This is a genomic window from Amycolatopsis sp. NPDC051371 (assembly GCF_040682155.1).
GTDB lineage: Bacteria > Actinomycetota > Actinomycetes > Mycobacteriales > Pseudonocardiaceae > Amycolatopsis.
This window is the reverse complement of sequence record NZ_JBFBAG010000003.1, coordinates 34421-61068: the sequence shown is the minus strand read 5'-3', so window position 1 is coordinate 61068 and position 26648 is coordinate 34421. Positions and strand designations below refer to the sequence as shown.

Annotated in this window: 27 protein-coding genes; 8 read left to right on the top strand and 19 right to left on the bottom strand. The window is 69.6% G+C overall.

The window, feature by feature from the left end:
* Positions 1-63: 63 nt before the first annotated feature.
* Positions 64-1590, bottom strand: a complete 1527-nt coding sequence (locus AB0M59_RS04755; RefSeq protein WP_364608685.1) for an ABC transporter substrate-binding protein — start codon at positions 1588-1590, stop codon at positions 64-66.
* Between the two features lie 929 nt (positions 1591-2519).
* Between AB0M59_RS04755 and AB0M59_RS04750 the strand changes: the two genes are divergently transcribed.
* A complete protein-coding gene (locus AB0M59_RS04750; RefSeq protein ID WP_364608682.1) occupies positions 2520-3590 on the top strand; it encodes a LacI family DNA-binding transcriptional regulator in 1071 nt (356 codons plus the stop codon).
* A 23-nt stretch (positions 3591-3613) separates the two neighbouring features.
* On the opposite strand, the gene AB0M59_RS04745 is transcribed toward AB0M59_RS04750, so the two are convergent.
* Together AB0M59_RS04745 and AB0M59_RS04740 are read right to left on the bottom strand one after the other, a co-directional pair.
* The gene (locus AB0M59_RS04745; protein WP_364608679.1) at positions 3614-3799 is read right to left on the bottom strand and encodes a hypothetical protein; all 186 of its coding nucleotides are present in this window, start codon (positions 3797-3799) and stop codon (positions 3614-3616) included.
* An 80-nt stretch (positions 3800-3879) separates the two neighbouring features.
* The gene (locus AB0M59_RS04740; RefSeq protein ID WP_364608676.1) at positions 3880-4206 is read right to left on the bottom strand and encodes an FCD domain-containing protein; all 327 of its coding nucleotides are present in this window, start codon (positions 4204-4206) and stop codon (positions 3880-3882) included.
* Here AB0M59_RS04740 and AB0M59_RS04735 point away from each other — a divergent pair.
* Positions 4181-4543: a DoxX family protein gene (locus tag AB0M59_RS04735; protein ID WP_364608673.1), complete on the top strand. Its 363-nt coding sequence runs from the start codon at positions 4181-4183 to the stop codon at positions 4541-4543. The genes AB0M59_RS04740 and AB0M59_RS04735 overlap by 26 nt on opposite strands.
* Before the next feature lie 189 nt (positions 4544-4732).
* Here the strand turns inward: AB0M59_RS04735 and AB0M59_RS04730 are convergent.
* The 6 genes from AB0M59_RS04730 to AB0M59_RS04705 all read right to left on the bottom strand — a co-directional run bounded on the left by AB0M59_RS04730 (position 4733) and on the right by AB0M59_RS04705 (position 9516).
* Positions 4733-5892, bottom strand: a protein-coding gene (locus tag AB0M59_RS04730; RefSeq protein ID WP_364608671.1) for an IS3 family transposase whose coding sequence is annotated in 2 segments (ribosomal slippage) — positions 4733-5611 and positions 5614-5892 — 1158 coding nt in all. Because the reading frame shifts where the segments join, the coding sequence is not laid out codon by codon here.
* 426 nt (positions 5893-6318) lie between these two features.
* The gene (locus tag AB0M59_RS04725; RefSeq protein ID WP_364608668.1) at positions 6319-6474 is read right to left on the bottom strand and encodes a hypothetical protein; all 156 of its coding nucleotides are present in this window, start codon (positions 6472-6474) and stop codon (positions 6319-6321) included.
* Between the two features lie 192 nt (positions 6475-6666).
* On the bottom strand, positions 6667-7185 hold the full coding sequence (locus tag AB0M59_RS04720) for a hypothetical protein (RefSeq protein WP_364608665.1): 519 nt from the start codon (positions 7183-7185) through the stop codon (positions 6667-6669).
* Positions 7186-7590: 405 nt separating this feature from the next.
* Positions 7591-7782, bottom strand: coding sequence for a hypothetical protein (locus AB0M59_RS04715; RefSeq protein ID WP_364608662.1), 192 nt, complete (start codon positions 7780-7782; stop codon positions 7591-7593).
* Positions 7783-7798: 16 nt separating this feature from the next.
* Entirely contained in the window at positions 7799-8608 is an 810-nt protein-coding gene (locus tag AB0M59_RS04710; RefSeq protein WP_364608659.1) for an ABC transporter permease, read from the bottom strand.
* Positions 8605-9516, bottom strand: coding sequence for an ATP-binding cassette domain-containing protein (locus AB0M59_RS04705; protein ID WP_364608656.1), 912 nt, complete (start codon positions 9514-9516; stop codon positions 8605-8607). Before AB0M59_RS04705 ends, AB0M59_RS04710 begins: the two co-directional genes overlap by 4 nt.
* A 132-nt stretch (positions 9517-9648) precedes the next feature.
* Here AB0M59_RS04705 and AB0M59_RS04700 point away from each other — a divergent pair, with 132 nt between their 5' ends.
* Entirely contained in the window at positions 9649-10806 is a 1158-nt protein-coding gene (locus tag AB0M59_RS04700; protein WP_364608653.1) for a histidine kinase, read from the top strand.
* Positions 10803-11450, top strand: coding sequence for a response regulator transcription factor (locus tag AB0M59_RS04695; RefSeq protein ID WP_364608650.1), 648 nt, complete (start codon positions 10803-10805; stop codon positions 11448-11450). The genes AB0M59_RS04700 and AB0M59_RS04695 overlap by 4 nt, the downstream gene beginning before the upstream one ends.
* Here AB0M59_RS04695 and AB0M59_RS04690 read toward each other — a convergent pair.
* Positions 11417-11980, bottom strand: a complete 564-nt coding sequence (locus AB0M59_RS04690) for a hypothetical protein (RefSeq protein WP_364609692.1) — start codon at positions 11978-11980, stop codon at positions 11417-11419. The two genes, AB0M59_RS04695 and AB0M59_RS04690, sit on opposite strands and share 34 nt — an antisense overlap.
* A gap of 116 nt (positions 11981-12096) precedes the next feature.
* Positions 12097-12756, bottom strand: a complete 660-nt coding sequence (locus AB0M59_RS04685) for a hypothetical protein (protein ID WP_364608647.1) — start codon at positions 12754-12756, stop codon at positions 12097-12099.
* Positions 12757-13059: 303 nt separating this feature from the next.
* Between AB0M59_RS04685 and AB0M59_RS04680 the strand changes: the two genes are divergently transcribed.
* The 4 genes from AB0M59_RS04680 to AB0M59_RS04665 all read left to right on the top strand — a co-directional run bounded on the left by AB0M59_RS04680 (position 13060) and on the right by AB0M59_RS04665 (position 18873).
* A complete protein-coding gene (locus tag AB0M59_RS04680) occupies positions 13060-13377 on the top strand; it encodes a trypco2 family protein (protein ID WP_364608644.1) in 318 nt (105 codons plus the stop codon).
* A 14-nt stretch (positions 13378-13391) separates the two neighbouring features.
* Complete coding sequence (locus AB0M59_RS04675; RefSeq protein ID WP_364608641.1) at positions 13392-16919, top strand: tetratricopeptide repeat protein; 3528 nt, start codon at positions 13392-13394, stop codon at positions 16917-16919.
* 573 nt (positions 16920-17492) lie between these two features.
* Positions 17493-18200: a hypothetical protein gene (locus AB0M59_RS04670; protein WP_364608639.1), complete on the top strand. Its 708-nt coding sequence runs from the start codon at positions 17493-17495 to the stop codon at positions 18198-18200.
* A gap of 46 nt (positions 18201-18246) precedes the next feature.
* The gene (locus AB0M59_RS04665) at positions 18247-18873 is read left to right on the top strand and encodes a GNAT family N-acetyltransferase (RefSeq protein WP_364608636.1); all 627 of its coding nucleotides are present in this window, start codon (positions 18247-18249) and stop codon (positions 18871-18873) included.
* 453 nt (positions 18874-19326) lie between these two features.
* Here the strand turns inward: AB0M59_RS04665 and AB0M59_RS04660 are convergent, their stop codons facing one another.
* The 8 genes from AB0M59_RS04660 to AB0M59_RS04625 are packed head-to-tail and all read right to left on the bottom strand — an operon-like array spanning position 19327 to position 25883.
* The gene (locus AB0M59_RS04660) at positions 19327-19926 is read right to left on the bottom strand and encodes a phosphatase PAP2 family protein (protein WP_364608633.1); all 600 of its coding nucleotides are present in this window, start codon (positions 19924-19926) and stop codon (positions 19327-19329) included.
* Positions 19923-20546, bottom strand: a complete 624-nt coding sequence (locus AB0M59_RS04655; protein ID WP_364608630.1) for a DedA family protein — start codon at positions 20544-20546, stop codon at positions 19923-19925. Before AB0M59_RS04655 ends, AB0M59_RS04660 begins: the two co-directional genes overlap by 4 nt.
* A 41-nt stretch (positions 20547-20587) precedes the next feature.
* Positions 20588-21133, bottom strand: a complete 546-nt coding sequence (locus AB0M59_RS04650; RefSeq protein WP_364608628.1) for a hypothetical protein — start codon at positions 21131-21133, stop codon at positions 20588-20590.
* A gap of 42 nt (positions 21134-21175) precedes the next feature.
* The gene (locus AB0M59_RS04645; RefSeq protein ID WP_364608626.1) at positions 21176-21874 is read right to left on the bottom strand and encodes an FAD:protein FMN transferase; all 699 of its coding nucleotides are present in this window, start codon (positions 21872-21874) and stop codon (positions 21176-21178) included.
* A 41-nt stretch (positions 21875-21915) separates the two neighbouring features.
* Positions 21916-22353: an FMN-binding protein gene (locus tag AB0M59_RS04640; RefSeq protein ID WP_364608624.1), complete on the bottom strand. Its 438-nt coding sequence runs from the start codon at positions 22351-22353 to the stop codon at positions 21916-21918.
* Positions 22354-22366: 13 nt separating this feature from the next.
* Positions 22367-23767 carry a ferric reductase-like transmembrane domain-containing protein gene (locus AB0M59_RS04635; protein WP_364608622.1) on the bottom strand — a complete coding sequence of 467 codons (1401 nt, stop codon included), beginning with the start codon at positions 23765-23767 and terminating at the stop codon, positions 22367-22369.
* 50 nt (positions 23768-23817) lie between these two features.
* Positions 23818-25197, bottom strand: a complete 1380-nt coding sequence (locus AB0M59_RS04630; RefSeq protein WP_364608620.1) for an ATP-binding protein — start codon at positions 25195-25197, stop codon at positions 23818-23820.
* On the bottom strand, positions 25194-25883 hold the full coding sequence (locus AB0M59_RS04625; RefSeq protein ID WP_364608618.1) for a response regulator transcription factor: 690 nt from the start codon (positions 25881-25883) through the stop codon (positions 25194-25196). The genes AB0M59_RS04630 and AB0M59_RS04625 overlap by 4 nt, the downstream gene beginning before the upstream one ends.
* Positions 25884-26648: the final 765 nt, after the last annotated feature.

Here is a 26648-nt window from a genome sequence, read left to right as displayed (position 1 = left end):
GCGCTGGGGTGATACCGGGTGGACCGGCGGGGCGCGGACGTGGCTCCCGCCGGCCGGACCCGCTCACTGTGTCGGGTGGTAGGTGCGGATTTCCGGTGACGTCGCCCAGGCACTGAAGGTGAAGTCAACCGAACCGTCGGTGGCGTAGAAGGAGTCGATCCGGTACCACGGTGCGAAGAACGCGTTCTCGACGACGTAGGTGCTGATGTCGCCCATCGCCTTGGCGTAGGCGCCGTCATCGCCGTAGGCGCGCCTTGCGGTCTCCATCAAGCGGGTCACTTCGGGGTCGTCGACCCGGAACCCGTTCCAGGCCGAAGGCGCGGGCAGGGTTTTCTGCGCGTTGCGCCAGGGATCACCGGACGTGAGCTGCATCCAGAACGCGGAATACTTACCGGCCTTCATCACCGAGTTGTACTGGTCGGGGACCACGGACTCGATCCGGACCCGGATCCCGACCGCGGCAAGCTGCTGGACCATGACCGGCTGGACACCGCTGCGGTAGTCGAAGGCCGGCATCACGAGGTCGAACCCTCCCGCGTACCCGGCCTCGGCCAGGAGCTGCCGGGCCTTGGCAGGGTCATAGGGGTAACGCGAGTCGAGCGCGTCGACGTAGCCGGGCGATCCGGGCAGGAAGATCTGCGTGGTCGGTTTTCCATGACCCCGCTCGATGTTGGCCAGGTAGGAGTTCTTGTCCAGCGCGTAGTTGATCGCCTGCCGGACCCGGACGTCCTTCAGTGCGGGAGTGCGGGTGCCGTTGCGGTCGGCGAGCATCAACCCGCGCCAGTCGACCGACTGCGACTTGACCTGCAGGCCGCTGGCCTTGGCCTCGTCGATGCCCGCGGTCTCGATGATCGCGCCCTGCACCTGCCCCGATTTGAGCGCGTTGAGCCGGGCGGACAGCTCGACGATCGGCGTGATCACGACTTTGTCGTAGGGAAACGCGATGCGGTTCCAATAGTGCGGATTGCGGGTGAAAGTGTAGCTGGTCCCCGGAATCGTCGCGGCGGTGTCGAGCACATAGGGACCGGACCCCGATGGCGTGGTGGCGATCTGCGGTGTCCCGATCGCTTTCGGGTTGGCGACCGCACCGGCTGTTGTCGTGAGGTAGCCGAGGAAAGCCGGATCCGGCGCGGAGAACTTGTACACCACGGTCGTCGGGTCCGGAGCTGTCGCATCGGCCAGGCTCGCCGCCATGTAACCGTTGGGCCCTTTGCCATCTCGCAGGGCGATGGCGTTCTTCGCGACGACGTCCGCGGTCAGCGGTGTCCCGTCGCTGAACTTCACGTCGTCCCTGAGGGTCATGGTGAGGACGGTCTTGTCGTCGTTGTAGGACCATTTCGTGGCCACGTTCGGTTCCGGCTGCATGGTCTGGTAGTTCAGCTTGAGCAGCGTGTCGTACACGGCCTGCCAGTAGTTGTCCTTCTGTCCGCCGCTCAACTGCGCCGGGTCGAAGGTGTCGTTGTCGACCGCTGCGGCCAGCGCCAGCGTCGACGTGTCGGCGCCGGCGCCGGCGCCGCCCGCGGAACACCCCGATATCGCCAGCACCGCAGACGCGAGTAAAGCCGTCAAGAACAAGGGAAACTTCGGCAACTCATGACCTCCTCGTCAAGAAAGCCGCGCCCCCGGGTACGCGGTGCCGTCCGATCTCGCGCCGTGATCGTCGCGATTTGCGGAGTGCCGACAGAGTAGGCACAGATCGGATCCGATGTGAATACCTCTGCGGAAATTTCTTCCGCAACGTGGTCTTTCGGTTCCGCATCGCGGAAGTGCTCGGCGAGTTCCGGGGTGTGTCCGATGTGGACGGAAGGGTGCAGGGTTTGGGTGAAGGTGGTGCAGAACTACCGCGATGCCCAGGGTTCCGCCGTCGCGATCCGACGTGTCGAGGTGAAGCTGAACCGACCGATGTGGACGGCCACGATGGTGGGGCGTGCCGCGGGTGCGGGCCAGGTGTCCCGCTGTTCCGCGCAGGGAGAGGCGCTGAACCCTGCCATTGGCGAAAAAGGCACAGGGTGGCCCGCGCAAATGGTTGGCAGTCGCCCTCGGGCTCCATTGTCGAGGCAATTGCTTCGGAGAATCCGTGCTGGTTCGCCGCAATTCTGGAAGCCGTCGTCGAGCGACCGGGAGTGCGGGTCTGCTTCGGCGCCGAAGTGTGGCGCCGGAGGGGGAGCACGGATCCGCCGGCGCCGGCAGCGGCGGCTGCCGTAAGCACGCCGGGATCGCGGCGACACATGAGGTTCGTCAGGTCCACCGGGCACCGTGGGGTGTGCGCTGCCCAGCGAGGGCACACCTGCTCGGGGCAGCCTTGCCTGATGGCCCATGTGAGTCCTTCCAGGGCGTGACGCTGCGTAGCTTACGCGCGTAAGTTGAACCTCGGCTTGGGAACGTCCATGGGATCCACTTCTTCGTGACGGCCGGGTGACCTAACTGACTTGACACGGGTAAGCTAACCCCGTGCGCACGCCAACGCAACACCTCCCGCCCCTGGGACGCGCCCGGATGAGAGAGGCCGGGCAGACCGAGTGACTTCAGACGGACCCGGGCGGGCCCAGAGCGGAGAGTCTGCCCGCGCGAAGCGCGCGACGAGCACGGACGTCGCTCGCCTGGCGGGCGTCTCACGGGCGACGGTCAGCTACGTGCTGAACAACGCGCCGCACCAGAAGATCAGCGACGCCACCCGGCGGCGAGTACTGGAGGCGGCGGACGCACTCGACTACTGGCCGTCCGCTCAGGCGCTCGCGCTGGCTTCCGGCCGCACCAGCCTCGTGTTGTGCCTCTGGCCCGCCGCTCTCGCCGGGCGGCACCTCGGCATCCGCATGTCGACCATGACCCGCCACCTCGCCAAGTACCACCTCACCCTGGTCACGCATTGGCTCGGCAAGGATTCCGAGTCCGCGCTCGACGTCTGTAAGATCCTCAATCCGGTGGCCGTCGTGTCGTACGTGCCGCTGTCGGAGGAGGAGACGACGGCGATGCGGACCGCGGGGGCGGACGTCATCGAAGTCGTGGTCGGCGGTTCGCGCGAGGACAACAGCGGAGTGTGGTTGGGCGAAGAGAGTACCGGCGAGGCTCAAGCTCGGTATCTCGCCGAAGCCGGGCATCGGCGACTGGGCTACGCCTACCCGGCCGCTGCTCGGCTCGAGCAGTTCGCGCGACCTCGCCTCGCCGGGGTGCGCCAGGCCTGCCGTGAACTCGGGTTGCCCGGGCCGCAGGTGCTCACCGTGCCACCGACGCCCGAGGAGGCGGCTGCCGCGATCCACACCTGGACGTCGGGGGCGCGCCCGGTTACGGCGGTGTGCGCCTACGACGACGAAATGGCGCTGGTGATGTTGGCTGGGCTTCGGGAGAACGAGATGCGAGCCCCGGACGACCTGTCGCTGATCGGTGTGGACGACATCCCGGCGTGTGTGCTGACCGATCCTCCGCTGACCACGGTACGGATAGACGTGCCGGCGCACGCGACCGAGATCGCCCGCAAGATCGTTCACGCACTTTCCGGCGACCAGCCGTGGTCGCCGCTGACGGACACTTGCCTGGCAGTGGTCGAGCGCGGCACGGTCCGGCGGCAGGGTGACCGCCGCACGGCCCGGTGACCGACCCGGCATCCGAGGAACGGTCATCGTCTGAACGCGACGCCACGCGGCTTTGCCGGAAGCGGCGGGCCGGTTCGGGTGCCGAGGCGCCCTCGGCCGGATTCCGGGAAGCGTTCGAGCATGATGCCGATGTTGCCGGCATCGGTGACGGCGCCGAACAGTTCGCTGCCGGGTTGGGGCCGCACGCCCGGCGAGCGGGCCGGCGACACGATCGCGACCCGCAGTGGCTGTCAGTCGGTCTTCCTCGGTTGATGGAGATCTTCCACGCCATGCGCGCGCGCGTACTCGATCAGCTGTCGCGGCGCCCGTCGATGTGCTCGATCAGCACGTCGACGGCGGAATCGGCGTCGCGGGCGAGTGCGAGTTCCTTAAGTTGCCGATGTTCGGCCGCGATGTCGCGATGATGGTCGTCCGTCAGCGCCCAGTACCACCGCCGGTAGAGCTCCGCGCCGTCTCGCAGGGACTGGGCGATCCCCTCCAGCCGGGTATTGCCGCATCCGGAGAGCAGGGCGCGGTGGAAGTCGCGATGGCGAACCGCCCACTCCTCGTTCAGCACGGCGTCGTCCGTGGCAACGGGCGTGCGCTCGAGGATGTGGTGCGCCGCTGTCGCGCTCATTGTGCCGCCTCTGGTGGACATCGCGACGCTGCTGGTCCCGCTGGCGGCGTCAGGTGTCGTCCTCCTGATGATCGGCGCCGCGGCGACCCATCTCCGCCGTCGCGAGTACCCCAACGTCGGTGTCCCGCGCGCTTACGGCGGGCGACACCCCACCCGCCGAGCCTCCCGGCGGTGGAACGGATCCTTCGTGGACGCTTCCCTTTCGAGGCCGCCGCCGCTGCGGATGGGTCGTCACGCTGAACAGGTGATGAAGCCCCGCGTGCGGTCGAGCCCAAAGGTCAGTGCGCCGTCCACATCTGGTCACCGAATGTCCGGCCTGAGTTGTGTGTGGCTTTGACGGCACAAATGTCGCGGGATACCCCTCACTCAACGGCGGCAAACCAGTCTTAGCGGAAAGAAAAACTTCGATCTCCACCCAATCCGGTGGTGATCTGCGCCTCGAAACCTCACTCACGGTGAAGTCCATGCCCGAAGGGGGGTGAAAGGGTCTGCCCAGACTTCGGTTGACACCGGAGCTGACTGTTTCTCAGGCCGCTGACGCGGTCGTGTAGATGGTCTCAAACTCGACCGGGGTGAGCTTGCCCAGCCCTCGTTGTCGGCGTTTGCGGTGGTACTTCGTCTCGATCCAGGTGACGATGGCCAGGCGGAGTTCTTCCCGGGTCGGCCACCGTCGAGTGTCCAGGACGTTCTTCTGCAGCAAGGAAAAGAACGATTCCATGGCGGCGTTGTCGCCGCAGGCACCCACCCGGCCCATCGACCCGGTCAGCCCGTGAGCATGCAGCAGGCGCCGGTAGGCAGCTGATCGGAACTGGGCGCCGCGATCGGAGTGGACGACGGTACCGCGCGGGTCGCGGAGCGTAATTGCGTTGCGTAACGCGCTGACGGCGAGTGAGGCCCGCATGTGGGAAGCGATGGAGTAGCCGACGATCTTGTTGGAGTAGCAGTCCTTGACGGCGCACAGATAAAGCTTGCCCTCGCTGGTGGGATGCTCGGTGATGTCGGTCAACCACGTCACGTTCGGTGAGTCGGCGGTGAAGTTCCGGCGGACCAGGTCGTCATGCACCGGTGGCCCCGCCTTCTTGTAGCGTCCTTTCTTCGTGGCGTGCAACGAAAAGATCTGTTGCATCGAGCAGATCCGCCACACCCGATTCTTTGAGGCGGTGAACCCGCGGCGGGCGAGTTCGTCGGCGATGAACCGGTACCCATCGGCCGGATCGTCGGCGTGGATGTCGAGCGCGGCGTTGATCAGGTGCGCGTCGTCCCAGTTGCGCTGGCAGACTGGGGCTGCGCACCACTGGTAGTAGGCCTGCCGGGAGATGCCCAGCACCCTGCACGTCACCGCGACCGGCACCCTGATCGGGGCGCCGGCCGCGGCCAGTTCACGGACGAGCGGGAAGGCTATTTTCCCGGCAGGTTGCCCTGCGCGAGGTAGGCGGCGGCCTTGCGCAGGACCTCGTTCTCCTGCTCCAGCAGCCGGTTGCGTTTGCGCAACTCGCGCAGCTCGGCGGACTCGTCGCGGGTCACGCCGGGCCGGGTGCCGTCCTCGACGTCGGCGGCGCGTAACCAGTTGGCCAGACACGACTCGGAGATCCCGAAATCCTTGGCGACCTGCTTCAACGGGGTATCGCCACGGCGGGCCACAGCGATCACGTCGTCACGGAACTCGCGGGGGTAGGGCTTGGGCACGGTGACATCCTTCCAGGTGAGGCCGGAGCCTCACAGGTGAGGTGTCAACCAGACCCTGGGCAGACCCCGTGTCGCGGTCGTCGAGCACGAGCTCCAACAACGGTCCCCGGGCCTCAGGCATCTCAGCAAAGCTGGCCAGGCCCCGCCCTGCGTCCGCCCTGTCGCGATAGTCAGGGCTTCCCGCAAGCTCGATTAGGGCCACCACCACAGCGCGTCTTGCCTCGTTGCTCATGGACGCAGTCTTCCGCGACCAACGCGAAAGGCCCAGCCAGTTTCCGCCAGAGCCACGACACGCCCGACCCACACGCCTCGCCAAGATTTCATATGTGACCGTGGGTGACGGCGCATCATTGAGCGGCCCCCCGATTCACGCAAGATCATTTCGGTTAAGCCTGCATCCGCTGCCCCAGCCTGCGCCTGAACCCTTCAGCCCGGCCACGGCTGGTCGAGATCATCGCCAACCTCCGAGACCGAATCCAGGAAGCCCAGCTCAACGGCTGGCTCGGCGAGGTCGCTGGCCTGCAGGCCAGCCTCAACGAAGCTGCCCGGAAGCTGACCAGCCTCGACCGCGCACGCGGTCAAGCCGGCACCGTCGATCTGGGGGTACCCGTCATCATCGACTCACCTGGGTGAGGAGCGGAGCCACTGGACGACAGTGGCAACTATAGAAGGACACGAGCCAACGTCCGCACGTGCCGACGAGCGGATGTCCCGTGTGCAGGTTCAGCGCCGGCGTCACTTCGAGGACGGTCCTAGCCTGCGCGCCGTGAGGGTTCAGGGTTGTTCGAAGGCGACTTCGGCATTGTTTGCTGAGACGCCGTCCAGGACGGGTTGGGGTGTGCTTTTCAGGTGCAGGTCGAAGAAGGCGGTGACGTAGGTGCGGGTGATCTCGACGGCCCGCTGGGCGGGTAGTTCCCCCGAGTCGGGGACACCCAACAGGTTTTCCAGGATGGGGGTGTCGGTGAAGCTGCCGTGCTGGGCGCCGTCGACGGTGAGCCAGCGTTTCCAGCCGTCGAGGCTGGGCCAGTCGCGGTCCCAGGTGTGATCGCGACCGGGAGCGTGGTCGGCCCGGGTGCCGAGCAGCAGGAAGGCCCGGCCGCCGAGACCGGTGGGCGGGACTGCCGCGCGGAACGTGCCGTCCATGTTCACTCCGGCGCGGATGCGGGGGGCGGCGGCCATCGCGGTGGCGCTCGCGGCGCCGCCGATGGAGTGGCCGGCCATGCCGATCCGGTCGGGATCGATCAGCTTGGGGTGTCGCCAGACGGCGTGGCGACCGGTGACCTGGTCGAGCACGAACGAGATGTCCCGTGCCCGGCTGACGGCGCTGGCGGCGGGGCCACCCTCCGGTGGCTGGTCGCAGACGACGCAGGTCAGGGTGCGTCCGTCGGGAAGGTCGTCCCGGAGGACTCGTAGGTGTGGTCGACCAGCGCGACCACGTAGCCGTGGCTGGTCAGGTCTTCGGCGAGGCTGGTGAGGGTGGCCCTGGGCAGGGTGAGCCCCGGGAGAGCACAACCAGCGGGAAGCGGCCGGGTGCCGGGCGCGCGTCGGTGCGGGCGTGGACGGGCAAGCCGCTGATCACCTCGGGTGACGTCGTGGCGTCCGGGGCTTTGCGCTCGAGCAGCAACTGGGCTTCCGCACGTGTCATGTACGACGCGGGCCGGCCGGTACCAAGTCGTGCGGGGTAGTACATCGACACCATCAGCTGCCGGGCACCGGCTTCGGGGACCCAGGGTCGGTGCGGTGCCGGTCGACCAGTTGGAGCACGTCCCGGCCGACCGCGTACCGGCCGGTGGGACGCGGCAGTCCTGAGTGGACCGCAGCGGGAGCCGCCGACGCGACGGGCGGACTCAGCACGGTGAGGCACATGACGAGCGTGAGAAGACGTTTCATCACTGTCCCTTTCGGATCACACGTCGCGGCGGTGGACGGCGAACAGGGTGAGCAGGGCCGCGATCAGCGGCCAGAGCACGAACACGGCCCAGGAGCCGGAGGGGGTGGGTAGTGCGTCGTTGACGCGGGGGTGCAGCTGGGACAGGCAGTTGCGCCACACATAAAGGGGAACGGTGGCGTAGAGGTCGTTGACCCACTGGTAGACGGTGGGTTTGAAGAACGACGGCACGACGACCAGCACGGCACACACCGCGACGACGGTGGCCGCGGTGTGCCGCAGCAGCGCACCGAGTCCCATGCCGGCCAGTGCGGCGATCGGAGCGAGCAGCGTGTCGGCGGCGAGGACGCGCAGGACGCCGGGATCGGCAAAGGACACGTCGAGCCCGCGGCCGGACAGGATGGCCTGGCTCGCGGCGAACGACACCAGCACGACGAGTGCGCCGAAGGCGAGCATGACACCCGCGACGAGCGTCAGCTTGGCGGCCGCCACGCGGTGGCGCGTGGGAACCGCGGCGAGGGTGGGGCGGATCAGACCGGTGGCGTACTCGCCGACGATGGTCAGGGCGCCCACGCTGCCGGCGCCGATCATGAGCAGGGCGGCGGTCGCGCTGTCGAGGATCTCCGTCATGGGGTCGTACCCGGCCCGTTCACGCGGGGTGTAGGTCGGCCAGTCGGCGTAGGTACTGGCGCTGCCGCGCACGGAAAGCCCGATCAGCGCCAGCACGCCGAGCCCGAGCAGCCAGCGGGTCGAGCGCAGCGACCACAGTTTGATCCACTCGGCGGCGACCAGGTCGCGGAACCGGGCGTGGGTGGTGACCGTGGTCATCGGCGCTCACCGGCCAGGTACTCGACGCGGTCGGCGGTGAGCTCCATGAACGCCTGCTCCAGCGACGCGGTACGGGTGGCGAGTTCGTGCAGCACGATCCCGCGTCCGAACGCGACCTCACCGATCCGGGCCGCGCTCATCCCGGTCACCGACAGTGCCCCGGCCCCATCAGGTGCGACGGAGGCGCCGGCGTGGGTGAGGACCCGGGCGAGTTCCGTCGCGGCGGGTGTCCGTACCGACACCAGCGCACCGGTGCCGCGCGCGGCGAACTCGGCGACGGACTCCTGCGCGATTAGCTCGCCCCGGCCGATGACCACGAGATGATCCGCGGTGTGCTCCATCTCGCTCATCAGGTGGCTGGAGACCAGGACCGTGCGCCCCTCGGCGGCGAGCGACCGGAACAGGTCCCGCACCCAGCGCACCCCTTCCGGGTCCAGTCCGTTGACCGGCTCGTCGAACAGCAGCACGGGCGGGTCGCCGAGCAGGGCCGCGGCGATGCCGAGCCGCTGGCGCATCCCCAGGGAGAACCCGCCGACCCGGCGGCGGGCCACCCCGGCGAGCCCCACCTCGTCCAGCACCTCGCCCACGCGACGCTTCGGCAGGCAGTTGGTGCGCGCCAGCGCGGACAGGTGCGCCGCCGCGCTGCGCCCGCCGTGCACGTCGTTCGCGTCGAGGAGCGCACCGACGTGGCGCAAGCCGGTACCTACGGCGGTGAACGGCCGGCCGGCCACGGTGGCGGTCCCGCTGGTCGGCCGGTTCAGGCCGAGGATCATCCGCAGCGTGGTGCTCTTGCCGGCGCCGTTCGGGCCGAGGAATCCCGTGACGTGCCCCGGCCGTACCGAAAAGGTCAGGTCTTTCACGGCGAGGACGTCGCCGTAGCGTTTGGTCAGTCCGTTGACTTCGATCACGTGATCAAGATTCCGCCGATCAGATGGGCACGGCATCCCGCCGCGGGCCAGATCCGGCATCGGCCGATCGGCCTGTGGGCATAGGCCTGGAGACCGATACCGGAGTCCGGACGCGGGTGGCACGATCCGTGAGTGCCCGATGATCCGCCCCGGCCGCCGCGCCGGCTGCCCCCCGTTGCGTGGGCGGCGCTCACGGTGTGCGGTTTCGTCGTGGTGCTCTACGGTGCACTGGGGTCGGGTCCAGAACCGGCGCACGAACAGCCGCCCGCGGCCTGGCAGCAGTGGGTCGCGGCGCTGGTGCTCGCCCTGCCGCTGGGCTGGGCCCGGCGGCGGCCGTCGCCCGTGCTCGCCGCCCTGTTGACCGGCATGGTCGTGGCCACCGCGCTGCACGCACGCACCGGGCAGATCTGGCCGCTCGTGCTCGCCGCGGACGTTCTGGTCGGCCTGATCACGGCGACGGCTTCCCGTCGCGCCGGCGTCACCGCCGCGATCGTCACCCTTGCCGTGCAGGAAGCGGTGTGGCAGCTGGACCTGTGGACCAGCGGCGGCCAGAGCAGGGCGCTGGCCGTGGGCATGGTCGCGCTCACGGTCCTGATCGCCCTGTTCGTGCTGCTCGCCTGGATCGCCGGGATCACGGTCCGGCAGCGCCGCGAGTACTCGGTGGCCCGGCACACCCATGCCGCCGCCGAGGCGGCCACGGCCGAGCGGCTGCGCATCGCCCGCGAACTGCACGACATGATCGCCCACAGCATCGGCATCATCGCCTTCCAGTCCGGCGCGGCCCGGCGGGTGATCGACACCCGGCCCGACGACGCGAAGACCGCGCTGACCGCCATCGAGGTGACCAGCCGCGACACCCTCAAGGAGTTGCGGCACGTACTCGGCGCACTCCGGGACACCCGGCCGACCGGACTGTCCGATGTGGATCGCCTGACCGAGATGGCGGCGGCCGCCGATGTCCACGTCGACGTGCGGTGGCGCGGACGGCGTCGCCCACTGCCTGTCACCCTCGACCAGTCCGCGTTCCGGATCATCCAGGAGTCGGTGACCAATGTGACCCGCCACGCCAACACCGACCACTGCCAGGTGCTGATCGACTACTCCGACGAGGAACTGCGCATCGAGATCCTCGACGAAGGAACCGGCGCCACATCAGGAGAAACCGGATACGGTATCCCCGGGATGCGCGAACGTGTCGCCCTCCTCGACGGCCACTTCAGCGCGGGCCCCCGAGCCGAGGGCGGCTTCCGGGTGACCGCACGGCTACCGTTGCCACGGGAGGCAGGATGACGATCCGGGTGGTACTCGCCGACGACCAGCCGCTGATCCGCGCCGGCCTGTGCATGGTCGTCACCGACACACCCGACATCGAGGTCGTCGGAGAAGCCGGTACCGGGACCGAGGCGGTCCGACTGACCAGGGAGCTGCGCCCGGACGTGGTCGTCATGGACATCCGCATGCCGGGCATGAACGGCATCGAGGCCACTCGGATGATCACCGCGGAGTCCCGTGTCGTCATCCTCACCACGTTCGACGACGACAACAACGTCTACGCCGCCCTTCGCGCCGGAGCGAGCGGATTCCTCGTCAAGGACATGGCACTGGACGACATCCTCGCCGCCGTCCGCGTGGTCGCCGCGGGGAACGCCCTGATCGCACCGACTGTCACCCGCCGGCTCATCGAAGAGTTCGCGGCGCGCCCCCAACCCGCCTCGCCCCCACGCAAACTCGACGCCGTCACCGAACGAGAACACGAGGTGCTGGTCCTGGTAGCCCGCGGCCTGTCCAACCACGAGATCGCCACCCACCTGCACATCAGCCACGGCACCGCCAAAGCCCACGTCGCCAACCTGCTCACCAAACTCGCCGCCCGCGACCGGGTCCAGCTCGTCATCACCGCCTACGAAGCCGGGCTCATGACCCCGGCCCCGTGACAGCCGGAACTTCGATGTTGCTTGGTTCCCATTCCTCTGAGCCGGGATCGGGCTCCTCGATGGCTAGTCCGGTGAATGATGACCTCGCCATTGGTGAAGCCATCCGGGTAGAGCTGTTTGTCCAAATTAGACAGCGTGAGGCGACGGTTTCCGGTCTGCACCGTAACTTTCGGTCCGAGCGGCGCGGCGTCAGCCGGTGGCGAGGGCTTCTTGCGAGCGGCCGGCTGCCTGCTCGGCGCAGGCGCCGTTTCGGCGGCGACCCGCTCGCGGGCGCGGGGAGCGAGAACCTCAGCGGGCGTGCGATCGTCGCGCATGCCGCGCCAGGCGGTGTGGCGCAGCCGGCCTTCGCCCCGGGTGAACTGCCGGAACACCACCTCGCCGACGAGCTCGGGCTTCACCCAGTGCGCGCGGGCGATGTCCTCGCGCGGCGGAGTCACGGCAAACGGATGCTTGCGCCGTTCCAGCTTCTCGAGCCGGGCGAGCAGGCGGGCGCGGTCGGCTTCGGTGAACCCGGTGCCGACGTCGCCGATGTAGACCAGCTCGCCAGTCTCTGGATCGTGTCCGCCGAGCAGGACGCCGCCGAGATTGCCGGACAGTCGGTTCTGGCCGGGGCGCCAGCCGCAGATGACGACCTCGGTGGTTTGGATCAGCGCGTGCTTGCACCAGTAGTCCGGGCGTTTGCCGGGGCGTAGGGGGAGCGGCGCAGCTTGGCCACCAGGCCCTCGTGCCCGGTTGCGGCTACGTGGTCGAGCAGGTCTTTCGGTGTCCGCCGGTCCGCGGCCAGCTCGGTGAAGGCGAACCCGCGCACGACCGAGATCCGGTACGGGTCCGGCATCGCCAACTCGGAGAGCACGCTGCGGCGCTCCTCGTAGGGCTCCCGCAGCAGCGACGTCGTGCCGAGCTGGAGCAGGTCGAAGGCGAGGAACCGGACGGGCGCGTCGTCGAAGGGTTCGTCGCGGCGGGGTGAGCTGCGGTGGGTCTGGTAGCGGCCGCGGCGTTGCTGCAGCAGCCCGAAGTCGATCTGCCCGGCTTCGTTGTAGACGACGATCTCGCCGTCGAGCACCGCGGGCTGTCCGTCGAGGGCGGGGGCGAGGACGCCGGAGAGGTCGGCGAATTCGTGGGTGAAGTCGATGCCGTTGCGGCTGGTGAGTACGGTGGTGCCGTCGGCGGCGATCTGCATGCAGGCCCGGTAGCCGTCCAGCTTGTACTCATACGCCCAGTCCGGGTCCTCGCGCAGCCGGCCGCCGTCGGCCTTGGCCAGCATCGGCTCGATCCAGTCCGGGACGCCGGACGAGCGACGTGCCATGCCGGCCTCCGATCTTTGCGGCGCGAACTCAGATCTCGACGGTAACTCGATCGGCCTAGTTTCGCTGTGTCTGCGCTGGTCAACGCCCTGTCTGATGACGGTAGGTGCCCCCTTGGGCGCTCAGCGCGCCAGCTGTGCCACGGCGAAGTGACATCGGGTCGCTACCGGTGCAGTGCATGTATTCGGTCGTGCGGTATTCGTCGAAGGATCGTCAGCCGACTGCATCCAAATTCACTGCTGCTCCACGGCGGGACTGTTGCAAGTCCCGCGCGAGCTGCGACTGTGGTGGGTATGGAGATTGAGTTGGCGGACGCGGTGGCTTCGGTGCGGGACGAGCTGATGGCGGCTGCGGCGCGGGGAGCCGGGAGCGATGTCGAGTTCGTGGTGGGTCCGATCGAGCTGGAGTTCGCGGTAGAGATGCGCCGGGACGCCAAGGTGAAGGCCGGGTTCAAGGCGTGGCTGATTTCCGCCGACGCTGAGGGTGGACTGGCGCAGGGCCAGACGCACAAGGTAAAGCTCACTCTGACCCCGAAGCGGCCGGGCGGCGCGGATCTGCTGGTCGCGGGCGATCAAGCACGACCGGCAGGGCCGGGTGAAGTGTCTGGGTACGTCGAACGCTGACAGGAGCCGCGGAGGTGTGGGAGCGGGTCACTGCGGTCACCGGTCCGGGCGGGCCGGGGTCGGGATATGAGGTCGCACCGAGGCTGCTGCTGACCTCTGCGCACGTATCGGCCGAAGTCGGAGCGCCGGTGTCGGTGTTCCACCCGGGCCGGCCGGGAGTGTTCGCCGGGACGGTGGTCTGGTGCGGTGCCTCGGGTGGGGCGGACGACGCGGCGTTGGTCGCGGTCGAGGACGACGCCTGGGAGCCGCAGCCCGGTCAGGTCGGATGGGGCCGCTCGGTCACCCACCGCCCCGGGATCGCCTGCGAAAGCTGGGGCGTGCCGAATCTCGTGCAGCGCTCGGGCCGCCCGATCGACGTGGTGCAGGCGACCGGCACCCTGAACCCAGGTGACCGGATCGTCGGCAACCGCTATGTCGCCCGGCTGGACGGGTTCCCACCCGAAGGCGACTCGCCGTGGGGCGGCATGTCCGGCGCCGCGCTGCTCAGCGACGGCCTGGTCCTCGGGGTCATCGCGACCGAACCGGCCGGCCGTGGCCACGCTGCGCTGGAGGCCGTGCCGGTCTCGGTACTGCTGCGCAACCCCTCCTTCACAGCGGTCGTCGCCGCGCACGCCGGATCCGCCTTGATCAAGTGCGACGCGGTAGAACTGCGTCCGCTGGCCGACGCGCAGGCGAAGGCGCCCAACGAGCGGGCTGTACCGTCACCGGCCGGGCTGCTTCCCGCGCGCCGCGCGGTCGTTCCCTTCCGCGGTCGCGCCGAGTTGCTCGCCGAACTCACCACTTGGGCGAACGATCCCGGCCTGGGCGTCTGGCTCCTGCATGCCCGCGGGGGCCAGGGCAAAACCCGCCTTGCGCACCACTTCGGCGGACAGCTTGTCCAGCAGGGGCGGGCGGTGCTCTGGCTGGACCCGCGGGCGACGGCGGCCGACTTGGCGGTGCTGGCGGAGGTTCGGGTGCCGCTGCTGGTGGTAGTGGACTACGCCGAGGGTCGGACGGCCCAGCTCGCCGACGTCGCCGATCTGCTGGCCCAGCAGGCAGGTTCGGCGCCGGTGAAGCTGCTGTTGCTCGCCCGGACCGCGGGTGCCTGGTGGACCGACACCCTTCCCACGGCCGGTGTTGCAGCGCGGGACCTGGCCACGACTGCCCGGGTCGCGGCACTCGACGTGCTGGACGACACGAACCAGGACCGCGGCGACAGCTACCGCGCGGCGGTGAACGCGTTCGCTGCTGCGCTCACCCGCGTCCCGGGCCACGACGACGAGCCTTGGGCCGCGGCGGCGGCCCGGTTGACCGAGCGAGCGGCGCCAGAGGTCGGGGGGCAGACGGTGCTGGCGGTCCAGATGACCGCCTTGGCCGATCTGCTCGACAGCACGACCGCCGCAGGTTCGTCAGCCGGTGACTCGCCCGAGGATCGGTTGCTTCAGCATGAATACAGCTATTGGGGGGCCAACGTCGGCGATTTGGGTCTGAGCCTGGCGGCGCAGAAGGACGTGGTCGCCGCTACGGCGCTGCTCGGTCCCACGACGGCTCAGGAGCTGGAGTCGGTCGTGGCGCGGGTTCCGGCGGTGGCCGACTTGCGCCGTGACCGCCAGGACGCCGTGCGAGCCTGGCTGCTGCATCTCTACCCCGGCACGCAACCTCACACGTTCGCCGGGCTGGCACCAGACCGGCTCGCGGAGCGCCTGGTCGGCAGGCTGCTGGAGGACACCACACGCACCAGCGTCGTCGAGGTCATTGGGGCTGAACTCGAGGAGGCGGAGGCAGAAACGCTGCTGACAGTGGCCACCCGGGCCGTGGCGCACCCCGTCGTGCATCCTCGGGCTGGTGAAATCTTAGTGTCGCTCTGCGTGCGTCATCTGAGCTTGCTGGTCGCGGCTGTCCGGGTGGCGGTGCGCGTCGAGCGGCCAGCCCCGCTGCTGCGCGCTCTCGAACAGGCTGCCGCCTCCGCCGAAACCCGCATCGACACGCTGTACAGGATCCAGGCCGCATTACCCGAGCGAACGCACGTCTTGGCCGACACGGCTGCCGACGTCGCCGCAGCGATCGTCGGTCGGGACCGACAAGCCCTCATCGACCATCCCTCCCGGCGTCGTCCTGCCCTCGCCGCGAGTCTCATCCATCTCGCAGGCCGACTTGGTGATCTTGGCCGATACGAGGACGGCTTGACCGCGATCGGAGAAGCCGTCGAGATTCTGCGGCGGTACGCCAAGCGATGGCGTCTCGACGCCTTTATTCACCTAGCCGAACTCGCCACGAGCCTCAATCTCCGTTCAGTTCTGCTCGGTGAGCTTGGCCGGCACGAGGAGAGCCTGGCCGCAATCGAGGAAGCCGTCAAAATTCTCCGCTGGCTGGGTAAGCAGCGCCCCGACGCCTACCTACGTGACCTCGCTGCGAGCCTCACCGTACTCGCGTACCGGCTTGGTGACCTCGGCCAACAAGAGGGCGGCCTGACCGCGATCGGAGAAGCCGTCGAAATTCTGCGGCGGCTGGCCTGGCAGCGGCCCGACATCTACTTACCGTACCTCGTCTCGAGCCTCAACATCCGCGGGAACCTTCTTGGCGAACTCGGCCGATATGAGGAAGGCCTGGCCGCAATCGAGGAAGCAGTGGACGCGAACCGTCGGCTCGCCGAGCAGGGCCCCGACGCCTACCTGCTCGACCTCACAACGAGCCTCCTGAACTACGGATTGAGGCTTGGTGACCTTGGCCGGTATGGGGAGGGGCTAGCCCCGATCGAGGAGGCTGTCGAGATTCTGCGGCGGCTGACCAAGGAGCGCCCCGACGCTTACCTTGCTGCCTTCGCCACGGGCCTCAACAACCGCGCGAAATTGCTAGAAGACCTCGGCCGGTACGAGGAGGGCCTACCCCCGATCGAGGAGGCCGTCGAGATTCTGCGGCGGCTGGCCAAGCAGCGCCCCGACGCCTACCTGCTCTACTTCGCCACGAGCCTCTACCGCCGCGCGAAATTGCTCGGTGAGCTTGGCCGGCACGAGGAGGGCCTGGCGGCGATCGAGGAAGCCGTCGGCCCTTACCGTCGGCTGGCCAAGCAGCGCCTCGGCACCTTCCTACCTACCAGGATCCTCAGCAACTACGGACTGCGGCTTGCTGACGTCGGCCGACACGAGGAGGGCCTGGCCGCAATCGAGGAAGCCGTCGAGATTCAGCGGCGGCTCGCCAAGCAGCGCCCCCACGACTACCTACGCGACCTCGCCACAAGTCTCAACGACCGCGCGAAGCTGCTCGGTGACCTTGGCCGACACGAGGAGGGCCTCGCCGCAATCGAGGAAGCCGTCGACATTCAGCGGCGGCTCGCCAAGCAGGGCCCCCACATCCACCTACCCGAACTCGCCTCGAGCCTCTACCGCCGCGCGAAACTACTCGGTGACCTCAGCCGATACGAAGACGGCTTGACCGCAATCGGAGAAGCCGTCGACATCCAACGCCGGGTCGCCCAGCAACGATCAGGTGCACACGGCAAAGCGTTGGAGGTGTCGCTCAGCGTGCTCGACTGGTTGCAAGAACGCCGCTCAGGGTCTCCGTAAGAGGCCCCAGATCAGCTCTGGTGCCTGACGACGCTGGCCTGCCTCAGTCATCGACTAAGAAAGGTTCGCTCCATAACCGGTTCGGCTCCGTGTTTCCAACATCCACAACGAGGACTGGTCTAGCGACGGATCGCCATAGCGCGCCAGAGACCCCCGCCGACTCCGGGGTCGAGGATCGACACCCCGGCGGTCAGAACCAGCCGCGCGGAGCCGACGAGTTCATGATCAGACTCCACACCGTTGCACTAAACACAACAATGTGACGTCGCATCAGCCGGCGAGTCTCCACGAACCGGCCGTTCATAGATTCACCTCCCGCCAGAGCATCCTCGGTCGTTGATACAGTGCTCACACGATCGCCTGCCGGGAGCTAGGCTGCCGACACGGCCCTTTGACCTGCGGACCCTTCAACCAGATCGCCTGTTGTGGCAGACGTAACGTCGCTCGTTCTCGGCTTGACAGGACGGCCGACATCTCCCAGTATCCGAACATATGTTCGATGAGCGGCCGGGTTCGCTCGCAACTCCCCGCGCGGGTGTCTCCGGTGCGTGCTCGGGGTGCTGGAGGTGCGTGGTGGCGGTGCCGGAGGTGGTGGCCGGGCTCGCGGCGATCCCTGGCGTCCGCACGGCGGCGCAGCTCAAGCAGCCCGACCCTGAGACACCGACTGCCGCCGGGTTGCTGCCCGTCGTGCCGGCGATCGCCGAACTGCTGCCAGGCGGCGGACTCCGACGCGGCAGCAGTGTGTCGGTCTCGGGCTCGACCGCGCTGGTCCTCGCGCTGCTCGCCGAGGCAACACAGCGGGGCTCGTGGGCGGCTATCACCGGTATGCCCGAGATCGGTATCGCCGCGGCCGCCGAATTGGGTATCGACTTGGACCGGTTCGCGCTGGTGCCCGAGCCCGGGGCCGAGCTTGTCGCGGTCGTGTCGGCGTTGATCGACGGGTTCGACTTGGTCGTGCTCGGCCCGGTCGCCGCCCGGAGTGTCCAGCCGCAGCTCGCTCGTCGGCTGACCGGGCGTGTGCGCAACCGAGGTGCGGTGCTGATCACCGCCGGTGCCTGGCCTGGTGTCGACCTCGAGCTCCGCGTCTCGAACCGCAAGTGGCGTGGCCTGACCGAGGACGGCTTCGGTCACCTTGAGCACCGCGATGTCGTCGTGTCCAGCCGGGGCCGTGGTGCGGCAACTCGCCCGCAGACCGCCGCGCTCCAGCTGCCAGGCCCGGGCGGTGCCGCTGCGGCGGGACATCCGTTAGCCCGGCGGGGCCTGACCGAGGCCGTAGGGTGAGCCGTCCGGCTCGGTCGCCCGCCACCGACCGCCTGCACGTCGCCCGATGATCGGCGAGCAGGTCGGCGGTGTGGTCCGCTCAGACGCGCGCCGGGAGTTCGGCGAGCTGATTCCGGTCCGGCCGGCGACCGGCAGACCCACAGTCTGCCTGCGCGGGCACCGGCTCGACTTCGATCTTTACGGCAAGCTCGCGCCGTACAGCCATCGCTACCGGCTGCACGCCACGCTGTGCGAGGTGTGCCGCGCCTGGAGGGCTGCGACCCGTCCCAGCGGCGTCTGGCCGAATGGGCTCACCTCGACGTCACGAGCCAGCGCACTTCCGACGCGGCGGCCAGCGAAGGACTCGTCCTCATCGCCCGTCCATCGGCGCACGGGTCCCTGGCGGGCCAGGTCGCTCTCCACCTCGATGGGCAGTCAGGTCGCCACGGCGACGCTCAGCATCTGTGTCCCGTGCTGGATGGCCACCCTCGACTACGTTCACGTCGCCGCCGGTCACCGGCGTCTCGGCTACGGCCGGACACTCGTCGCGGCCGCGTTGGCCCGCGCTCCGGCGTACCGGTGGACGGCCCCGCTGCCGACCGGCCCGGTGGCCCAGTCGTTCCGGGCACGCATCGCGATGCGGCGAACCGGACCGCCCTGCGCTCACCGCGGTGGCGACGACTTCAGGCGATGAGCCCGGGGGAGTGCTGGGGAGCCGGTCGTCGAGAATCGCCGCGGCGCCGACGGCCGCGACGTTGGCTTTACAGCCCGCGGTGAACTCACCGAGGTGCCGACGACAGTCGCTGCCGGCGACGAGTCACCGCGATGGGTGATCAGCTGGACAGGTCCCTGGTTGCACCACACCACCCTGCACGTCAGAAAACCGTCGGCGGCGGCGCGGGTGCAGGTCGTGCTGACGTAGCTGTCCAGGCCGTTCGAGGCGGTGCCGAAGTCGTAGCCCAGACCTGGTCGAACATGGCGGCGCGGGTGAGCACCATCCGCGGGCGCCGCAGGAACGCCTCCAGCTCGCGAACTCGGTGCGGGTCAGCCGGATCGGGCTGTCGCCGAGGTCGGCTAACGTCAGTCCCGTACGGCCTCCTCGTCGTCGACTACGCCCCGATGCACTCCCGACTCCTTCCCGCACTCCTCACTCTCCCTGGTGAAGATGAAAATCGGGTGAGAACACCCGCGACCGGGTGACCAGCGCCGTCAGCGGGGCGCGCACGAGCAGGCCGCACAGAGCCACCAAAGCCCCCAGGACCGCTCCGGCCAGCACATCGTGAACGTAGTGCGCGCCGAGGTAGACCCGGGAGAACCCGATCACCGCCGCGACGGCGAGCCCGGTGACCCCGAGCCGGCGGTCGGCCGGCAGCAGGGCGACCGCCGCGGCGACGGCGATCGTCACGTGGTTGCTCGGGAAGGAGTAGTCCGTCGCGAAGTCGCATGAGGACACGGTGGGCACGGCGGGGTAGCGGATGCAGGGCCGCGGCTCCTCCACGACGATCTTGACGAGGTTGCTCACGCCGTAGGCGAGCACGACCGCGATCGGTACCCACAGCACGGCCGCCGTCCGCCCGGCGTCGCCGCGGGCCCGCCACCACGCCGCGGCGACGGCGAGCACGTACAGCACCAGGCCCGCGTTGGTGAAGATCTGGAAGAACCCGTGCAACCACGGGGTTTCCCGGGCGAATGACAGCAGGTCCAGGTACCAGCTGCCGTCGATGGCTCCGCCGTCCACGCCGCTCACCGCCCCTTCACCGAGTCGCGGCGCCCGCGCCGCAACTCGAAGGCCAGGGGAAGGAGCGAGAGCACCACGACCACGGCGATGATCGGCAGCAGGTATTGGTCGATGCCCGGGACGCTCGCGCCGAGAACGTAACCCGCAACGGTGACGCCGATCGTCCACAGCAGGCCGCCGAGGGCCTGCCACAGCGTGAACGTCCGCGCCGGCACGGCCAAGATGCCCGCCAGGGGGTTCAGCACGGTTCGCACCACCGGGATGAACCGCGCGAGCACGATCGCCTTGGCGTGGCCGTACCGGGAGAACAGCTCCTCGGCGCGTTCCACGCCCCGGTGCAGGTGCGGGCTGCCGATCTTCGCCAGCGCGGCCCGGCCGCCGCGGCGGCCGAGTATGAACCCGGTCTGGGCGCCGGACAACGCGCCGGCGACGGCGGCGACCAGCACGAGCGGCAGCGACAGGTGCACCGGCGCGGTCGCGCCGGTCGTGCAGAACAAGCCGGCGGTGAACAGCAGGGAGTCGCCGGGCAGGAAGAACCCGATCAACAGCCCGGTCTCGGCGACGAGCACGAGGAACACCCCGGCTGCGCCGAGAGTCGCCAACCACGACGTGGCGCTCAGCGGGTTCATCGCTCCACTCCTTCCGGCGACATCTCTGTTCGCCTGGCTTCTCAGTGACCTGGGCTTCGGGGTGCAGGGGAGGAACTGAATTGGCCTTGCCAGCTCGCCTGGGCGCCGGAGTCGCCGATGCGGTAGATGTCGTAGAACGCGGCTCCTGCGGCCGCGATCGCCATTACGGCGAGCACGACGGTGACCGCGGACGAGGCCGGGGCGAGGAACGTTCGGCGGCGTGTCGCCCTCGCTCCTGTGTTCGTCTCCGCGGCCTGGGACTGGAGGTTCTCGCGGCGGCGCCACCACAGCAGCAGAGCCAGGACGGCCACCGGGATGGCGACGTAGAGGGCGGTGTCGCCGAGTTCGGTGTGGGTGCGCACCAACGGGGTCGAGGCGACGCGGCGTTCGAGCCATTCGCCGGCGTCGGTGGTGATCGGGACCAAGATCACGATCAGCACGGACAGAATCGCGTTCGGGGCCGCCAGTTTGCTGCGGGCGGCGGGCCAGAGCGCACTGAGGACCAGCAGCAGGGCGGCGAGGGGAAGCAGGACGACGATGGCGTGCACGAGCAGGATGTGGGCGGGCAGGCCGTTGACGGTGGTCATGGTGTCCTTTGTGGAGTGGGATCGGGCCGGTCGTGGGGCGGGTCAGGGGGCGCGGGCGATCGCCGCGACTTCGTAGCCCGGTGCGCGAGTGCCGACCCAGCGGGCGACGTTGCCGCCGCGGGCGAACGCGGCCGTGGCGAAGATGTCGGCCCACAGCAGGGCCGGGCCGGAGACCGTCACCGACCGCAGATCGCTGGTGTGCAGGCCGGTGTGCGGGTCGACGATGTGTGCGCCGCGGGCGGCCGAGCCCGACGTCGCGAGACCGCCGGTGCGCAGCTCGAGGATCGCGAGGAAGGCAGTCGGGTCGGCGGGGTCTTCGACACCGACGCGCCATGCCGGGGCGCGGGAGGTGCGGACGCAGGCGGTGATGTCGCCGCCGGCGTTGAGGTAGTGGTCGAAGCCGCGCAACCGGCCCAGGTGGGCCGCGGCGTTTTCGGCCGCCCAGCCCTTCACCAGCCCGGACGGGTCGAAGCCGCCGGGCAGGCGCCACGGGTTGAAGTAGCCGTCGGTCCGGTCTCGCGCCTCCTCGCACAGTGCCACCACTTCGGTCACCCACGGGTGCCGGTGCTCGCGGGCGAGTTCGCCGCGGCGGATGGCGCTGACCTGGCTGTCGGCCCGGTAGGTGCTGAACAGCTCGTCGGCGATGCGCAGGTGCCCGAACACCGCCGCCACGGCCGGTTCGACCGCGGGATCGGTGTACACGCGGTGGCCGCGCAGGTGGAGGCTTACCTGGGTGCCCATGACCGCCCGGGTCCAGGACCGGCGCTGCCGGTGCGTGGCGGTCACCGGTGGGCCGCGTCGATCGCGGACTGCAAGGACTGCTGGTAGCCCTCGGAGGTGTAGGTGGCGCCGCTGACGGTGTCGATCTGCGCGCTCTGGGCCTGCAAGGTCTCCTGGTTCAGCTGCGGCACGGCGGCGGAGTTGATCCGGACGTCGCGGCCGCTTTCCTGGGGGACTTGGACGGCCTGGGCGTCGGTGATCTCGCCGCCGGCGACGGTGATCTGCACCTGGACCGGGCCGTAGCGGGTGTCGGCGGCGCTGCCGGTGAACGTGCCGCTCGCCGAACCCGGCGTGGCCGGGCTCGTGGTACGGGTCCGCTGCGTGCCGCCGCCGAGCGGGCGGCCGGCGGCGACCGGGGTCTGGCCGGTGCTGGTGCGGTAGCTGAACAGCAGCACCACGACCGAGACGGTCGCCGCGGCGGCGATGGCGATCCTGCGCATCGGAAGTCCTTTCCTACCAGCCGAACCGTTCGGAGTGGACGCGGTCGGCGGGGACGCCGGCGCGACGCGCGCTGTCGAGCACCGCCTCGGTCCAGGCGCCCGGGCCGCAGACGTACACGTCGTGCTCGGCGATGTCGGGCACCAGATGGCGCAGCACCTGGTCGTCGGGGACAGGGGCGTAGTTCGCCGGGAGCCACGACACGCGGTCGTGGGAGCGGCGGCCGAGCAGGTAGTGGATCCGGACGCTGCGGCGCGCGGCGAGATCCTCCAGCTCCCGACGGAACAGCAGGTCCGCCTGCATGCGGGCCCGGTGGAACAGCACGGCATCCCCGGCGCCGTAGGGCAGTTCCGCGAGCAGTGCGCGCAGCGGGGTGATTCCGATCCCGGACGCGAACATCGCGAGCTTCGGTCCTTTTCGGACGGTTCCGGTGAGCCTGCCGTACGGACCTTCGAACAGGGCGCGGGTGCCGGGTTTCAGCGTGGCCGGCCGGCGACTGCCCGGGCCGAGGTCTTTGGCTGTGATCCGGAGCCGGGTGCCGTCCGGTGCGGCCGAGAGGGAGAACGGCTTGCCCCGCGTCCAGCCCGGTCCGGACACGAACCGCCAGATGAAGAACTGGCCCGCCACGGCGGGAAGCCGGTCGAGGTGCCGGCCGCGCAGGTACACCGAGACCACATCGGGGCCTTCGCGGACGACCTGCTCGACGACGAGGCGGTGTCGCGCATTGAGCCACAGTGGCTGCCCGACGCGGAACACGAGAACCGCGCCCACTGCCGCGGCGTACGCGGTCCACCAGAACACGGTCGCCACCGGTGAGGCGGCGAAGTCGGCACCCGTCCAGAGCTGGTGCGGCAGGGCGAGGCCGGCGCCGAGGTAGGCGTAGAGCTGCAGCAGGTGCCACGACTCGTAGCGCAGGCGCTGCCGGGCCGCGCGCACCGACGTCACCGCGACCATGGCCAGCGCGGCTGTGCCCGCGGTGGCCAGGAGCATGCCTGGATAGGTCGTCACGAGCAACCAGACCTCGCCGAGGAGGCCCGACCGGTCGGTCGCGGCGTAGCCGAGGCTGATCAGCACGACGTGGGCGGCCAGGTGCGTGATCGAGCCGAATCCGGTCAGCCGGTGCCGCCGGGCGAGCTCGTCCTGGCCGTAGGTGCGCTCCACCCACGGGATCCGCGCCATCAGCAGCACCTGCAGCAGCAGGAGGTCCGCCGACAGCAGTCCGGTGAGCCGCCCGGTGGAGGTCAGGAATGCTTCGGGTGAGGTGCCGAGGTCCTGCAGCCCGCGGCCCGACACCCAGAGTGCCACCACGAAAAGCAGGCTCAGCCAGGCCGTCAGGCCCGCGGCGTCCCGCCACCACGCGCGGACCGGACGCGGACGCCGGACTGCGGCGCGGTACGCCGCAAGGGTGGTGGACATGGTCGAGCTCCTCGGGGTGATCCGTTCGGATTCACCCTTCCGGAGCCCGGTTAGCCGTCGACGTGACCAGGGTGAGAATCCGGTAAGAGAAGATCGGCCCCGACCGTGAACCCGATCACGGCCCCGCCACCGGGGCGCGGCCCGGCGAACACCGAACCGTCGTGGGCGAGGGCGATCTCCCGCACGATGGCCAGGCCGAGCCCCGAGCCGGGCAAGCTGCGGGCGCCCTCGGCGCGGTGAAACCGGTCGAATACCCGCGCCGCGTCCTCGTCGCCAATGCCAGGACCGCGGTCGAGCACCTGTACCCGGCCGTCACATATCTCGACTTCGATCGCCCCGTCGGGAGCGAACTTCACGGCGTTCTCCAGCAGGTTCGACACCGCTCGTTCGAGCGCTTTCGCCTGGCCGGTGAGCGCTGTGGCGTCGGTTTCGACGGTGATCGTGCGACCCGACCGGTGTCGGACGCGGTCGGCGGCGCGCTCGACGATGTCGCTCAGCTCGACCGGCGCAGGCTCTTCGGTTTCGTAGCGGCGGGTCGCGAGTTCGACGAGTTCGTCGACGAGGTGGGTCAGCTCGCGGGTTTCGCCGTCGACGTCCTCGAGCAGCCGGCCCCGGGCGTCCGGGGTGAGTTCGGCGAACCGGCGCAGGACGCTGGCGTTGGTGCGCAGGCTGGTCAGCGGGGTCCGCAGCTCGTGGGCGGCGTCCTGAACGAGGCGTTCCTGGTCGGCGCGGGTGTCGGCGAGCCGGCCGAGCATCCGGTCGAACGACGCCGCGAGCCGCCCGACCTCGTCGCGGCCGCCGGTGGGCACGGCGACGTCGTCGAGGCGGCCGTCGCTGACCTGTTCGGTCACCCGGGTCAGCCGGACCAGCCGCCGGGTGATCTGCCGGGCGAGCAGCCAGCCGGCCAGCGCCGCCGCGATCAGGACGAGCGCGCTGACGGCGGTGATACGAGTGGCGAGCTCCCTGAGTACGTGCCGGGACTCGTCGACGTCGATGCCGAGCTGCACGGCGCCGCGTCCGGGTCCGAGCGCCACGGTGATCGCCCGGTAGTCGTCCGGGGCGGCTGTGAGGTCCTGGTAGCTGTGGTCGCCGAGGGAGCCGGCCGCGGCGAGCGCCCGGTCGGCGTCGTCGACGGTGAGGCGGACCGGGCGGCCGCCGATGGGGCGAACGGTGCCGTCCGGGGCGATGGCCTGGGCGACCATGGGCTGGGCTTCGTCGTGGTCGTCGTCATCGAGGCCGCGAGTGACCGGGCTCGGCGCGAGAATCTGCGTTGCCCCGGCCGCGACTTCGGCAGACGTCGTCAGCAGCGACCGGTCGAGTTCCGCGTTGATCCGCTCGGAGGCAGCCTGGTAGCTGAAGACCCCGACGAGGATCGCCGCGGCCGCGCCGACGCCGGCGAACGCGATCGCGAGCATGCTGCGCAGGTTCATGCCGGCCGCACCGAGTAGCCCACCCCGCGGACGGTGTGGATCAGGTCGGTCGCCCCGGCCTGATCCAGCTTGCGCCGCAGGTATCCGATGTAGACGGCCAGGTTCTTGGACTCCGAGCCGAACTCGTAGCCCCAGATCCGCTGGTAGATCGTCGTGCGGTCGAGCACGATCCCGGCGTTGCGCACCAGTAGTTCCAGCAGGTCGAACTCGGTCTTCGACAGGGTGGTTTCGGTGCTTTGCCACCAGACACGCCGGGCTGCCGGGTCGACCGCCAGCTCGCCGAGGCGCAGCGTTCGCAGGGGTGCCGTCCCGGTGTCGGCCGAGGTTCGGCGCAGCAGCGCCCGGAGGCGGGCGAGCAGTTCGTCGAGTTCGAAGGGCTTCGGGAGGTAGTCATCGGCTCCGGCGTCCAGCCCGGCCACCCGGTCGGGTGTCTCGACCCGTGCGGTGAGCATGAGGATCGGCGTCCGGTCGCCTTCGGCGCGCAGAACGCGGCACACGCCGAGGCCGTCGACACCAGGCATCATGACGTCGAGGATCAGCACGTCGAAGTCGTCGCGCCGGGCCGTGGCCAGCGCGCTCACGCCGTCGGTCACCTCGGTGACGTGGTAGCCCTCGAGGTCGAGGGCCCGGACGAGGGATTCGCGGATGGCGCGGTCATCGTCGGCCAGCAGGACACGGTGCGGCATGGCGCCATCACGCCCGTGTCCGGATGTCACGTCGTGGCCACACTCGCGGATTGCACCCTGATCGACGTTCCGGAAGGCCGCTGCGGGGTAGGGAGACGGCCAACTCGGCGGAAGCAGGCAGTTGAACTCAGACATTCACCAACGCGTTGGTCTGCCGGTCGGCTCTCGTATCCCGGCTGGACATGGAAGACCTCGCCACGGACAGCATCCCCGCGCGGAAGACCTCCGCGCCCGGGTCGACGCATGCCTCGAATCGGTGGGCTTGCAGTTCGGCTGAGGCCGCCACGGCGCCAGGCGTCTTTGGGGGGCGGTAGAATCTGCGGCACTTGGAGGAGTAGATCGACCGCGGAGCGTCGCCTCGGGCTCATCGCACTGATGCCGAAGTCGATGGTTCATGCGTCCTTTGCTCATCGTGGACGGCGTCATCGTCGGTGGTTCTGAGGCCGGCCTCTTCGGCGAGCCGCAGTAGCTCGCACGTCTCGCATCGGCGGCCGTGCAGGTCTTCGAGCAGCAGCCCGGGGACCCGGCCTTAGCCGTGAGCGCGCCGACGCCGGGATCGGCGCCCGGGCGAGTGCCGCCCGGTGGTCCGCCACGACGCGAGCGCCCCGGCGTGGAACGCGGCGAATGCACCGACGTCGTTGCTGCCGCGACCGGCGCCGCCACCGGGCTCCGGCAGGTCAGCCGCCGGACGGCGTCGACCAGCTGCGGGGCGTCGGCGACGGACTCCACGTGCAGTGCGAAGGCGCCGGTGTGGTCGTCGGCGCT

Excerpts from the sequence above, each read along its gene's own strand:
- AB0M59_RS04655 (WP_364608630.1), bottom strand. The coding sequence starts at position 20,546 with ATGAACCCGCTGAGCGCCACGTCGTGGTTGGCGACTCTCGGCGCAGCC.
- AB0M59_RS04695 (WP_364608650.1), top strand. The coding sequence starts at position 10,803 with ATGACGATCCGGGTGGTACTCGCCGACGACCAGCCGCTGATCCGCGCC.
- AB0M59_RS04640 (WP_364608624.1), bottom strand. The coding sequence starts at position 22,353 with ATGCGCAGGATCGCCATCGCCGCCGCGGCGACCGTCTCGGTCGTGGTG.
- AB0M59_RS04665 (WP_364608636.1), top strand. The coding sequence starts at position 18,247 with ATGATCGGCGAGCAGGTCGGCGGTGTGGTCCGCTCAGACGCGCGCCGG.
- AB0M59_RS04740 (WP_364608676.1), bottom strand. The coding sequence starts at position 4,206 with ATGAGCGCGACAGCGGCGCACCACATCCTCGAGCGCACGCCCGTTGCC.
- AB0M59_RS04715 (WP_364608662.1), bottom strand. The coding sequence starts at position 7,782 with ATGAAACGTCTTCTCACGCTCGTCATGTGCCTCACCGTGCTGAGTCCG.
- AB0M59_RS04630 (WP_364608620.1), bottom strand. The coding sequence starts at position 25,197 with ATGAACCTGCGCAGCATGCTCGCGATCGCGTTCGCCGGCGTCGGCGCG.
- AB0M59_RS04735 (WP_364608673.1), top strand. The coding sequence starts at position 4,181 with ATGTGGTGCGCCGCTGTCGCGCTCATTGTGCCGCCTCTGGTGGACATC.
- AB0M59_RS04625 (WP_364608618.1), bottom strand. The coding sequence starts at position 25,883 with ATGCCGCACCGTGTCCTGCTGGCCGACGATGACCGCGCCATCCGCGAA.
- AB0M59_RS04635 (WP_364608622.1), bottom strand. The coding sequence starts at position 23,767 with ATGTCCACCACCCTTGCGGCGTACCGCGCCGCAGTCCGGCGTCCGCGT.
- AB0M59_RS04685 (WP_364608647.1), bottom strand. The coding sequence starts at position 12,756 with ATGGCACGTCGCTCGTCCGGCGTCCCGGACTGGATCGAGCCGATGCTG.
- AB0M59_RS04710 (WP_364608659.1), bottom strand. The coding sequence starts at position 8,608 with ATGACCACGGTCACCACCCACGCCCGGTTCCGCGACCTGGTCGCCGCC.
- AB0M59_RS04645 (WP_364608626.1), bottom strand. The coding sequence starts at position 21,874 with ATGGGCACCCAGGTAAGCCTCCACCTGCGCGGCCACCGCGTGTACACC.
- AB0M59_RS04650 (WP_364608628.1), bottom strand. The coding sequence starts at position 21,133 with ATGACCACCGTCAACGGCCTGCCCGCCCACATCCTGCTCGTGCACGCC.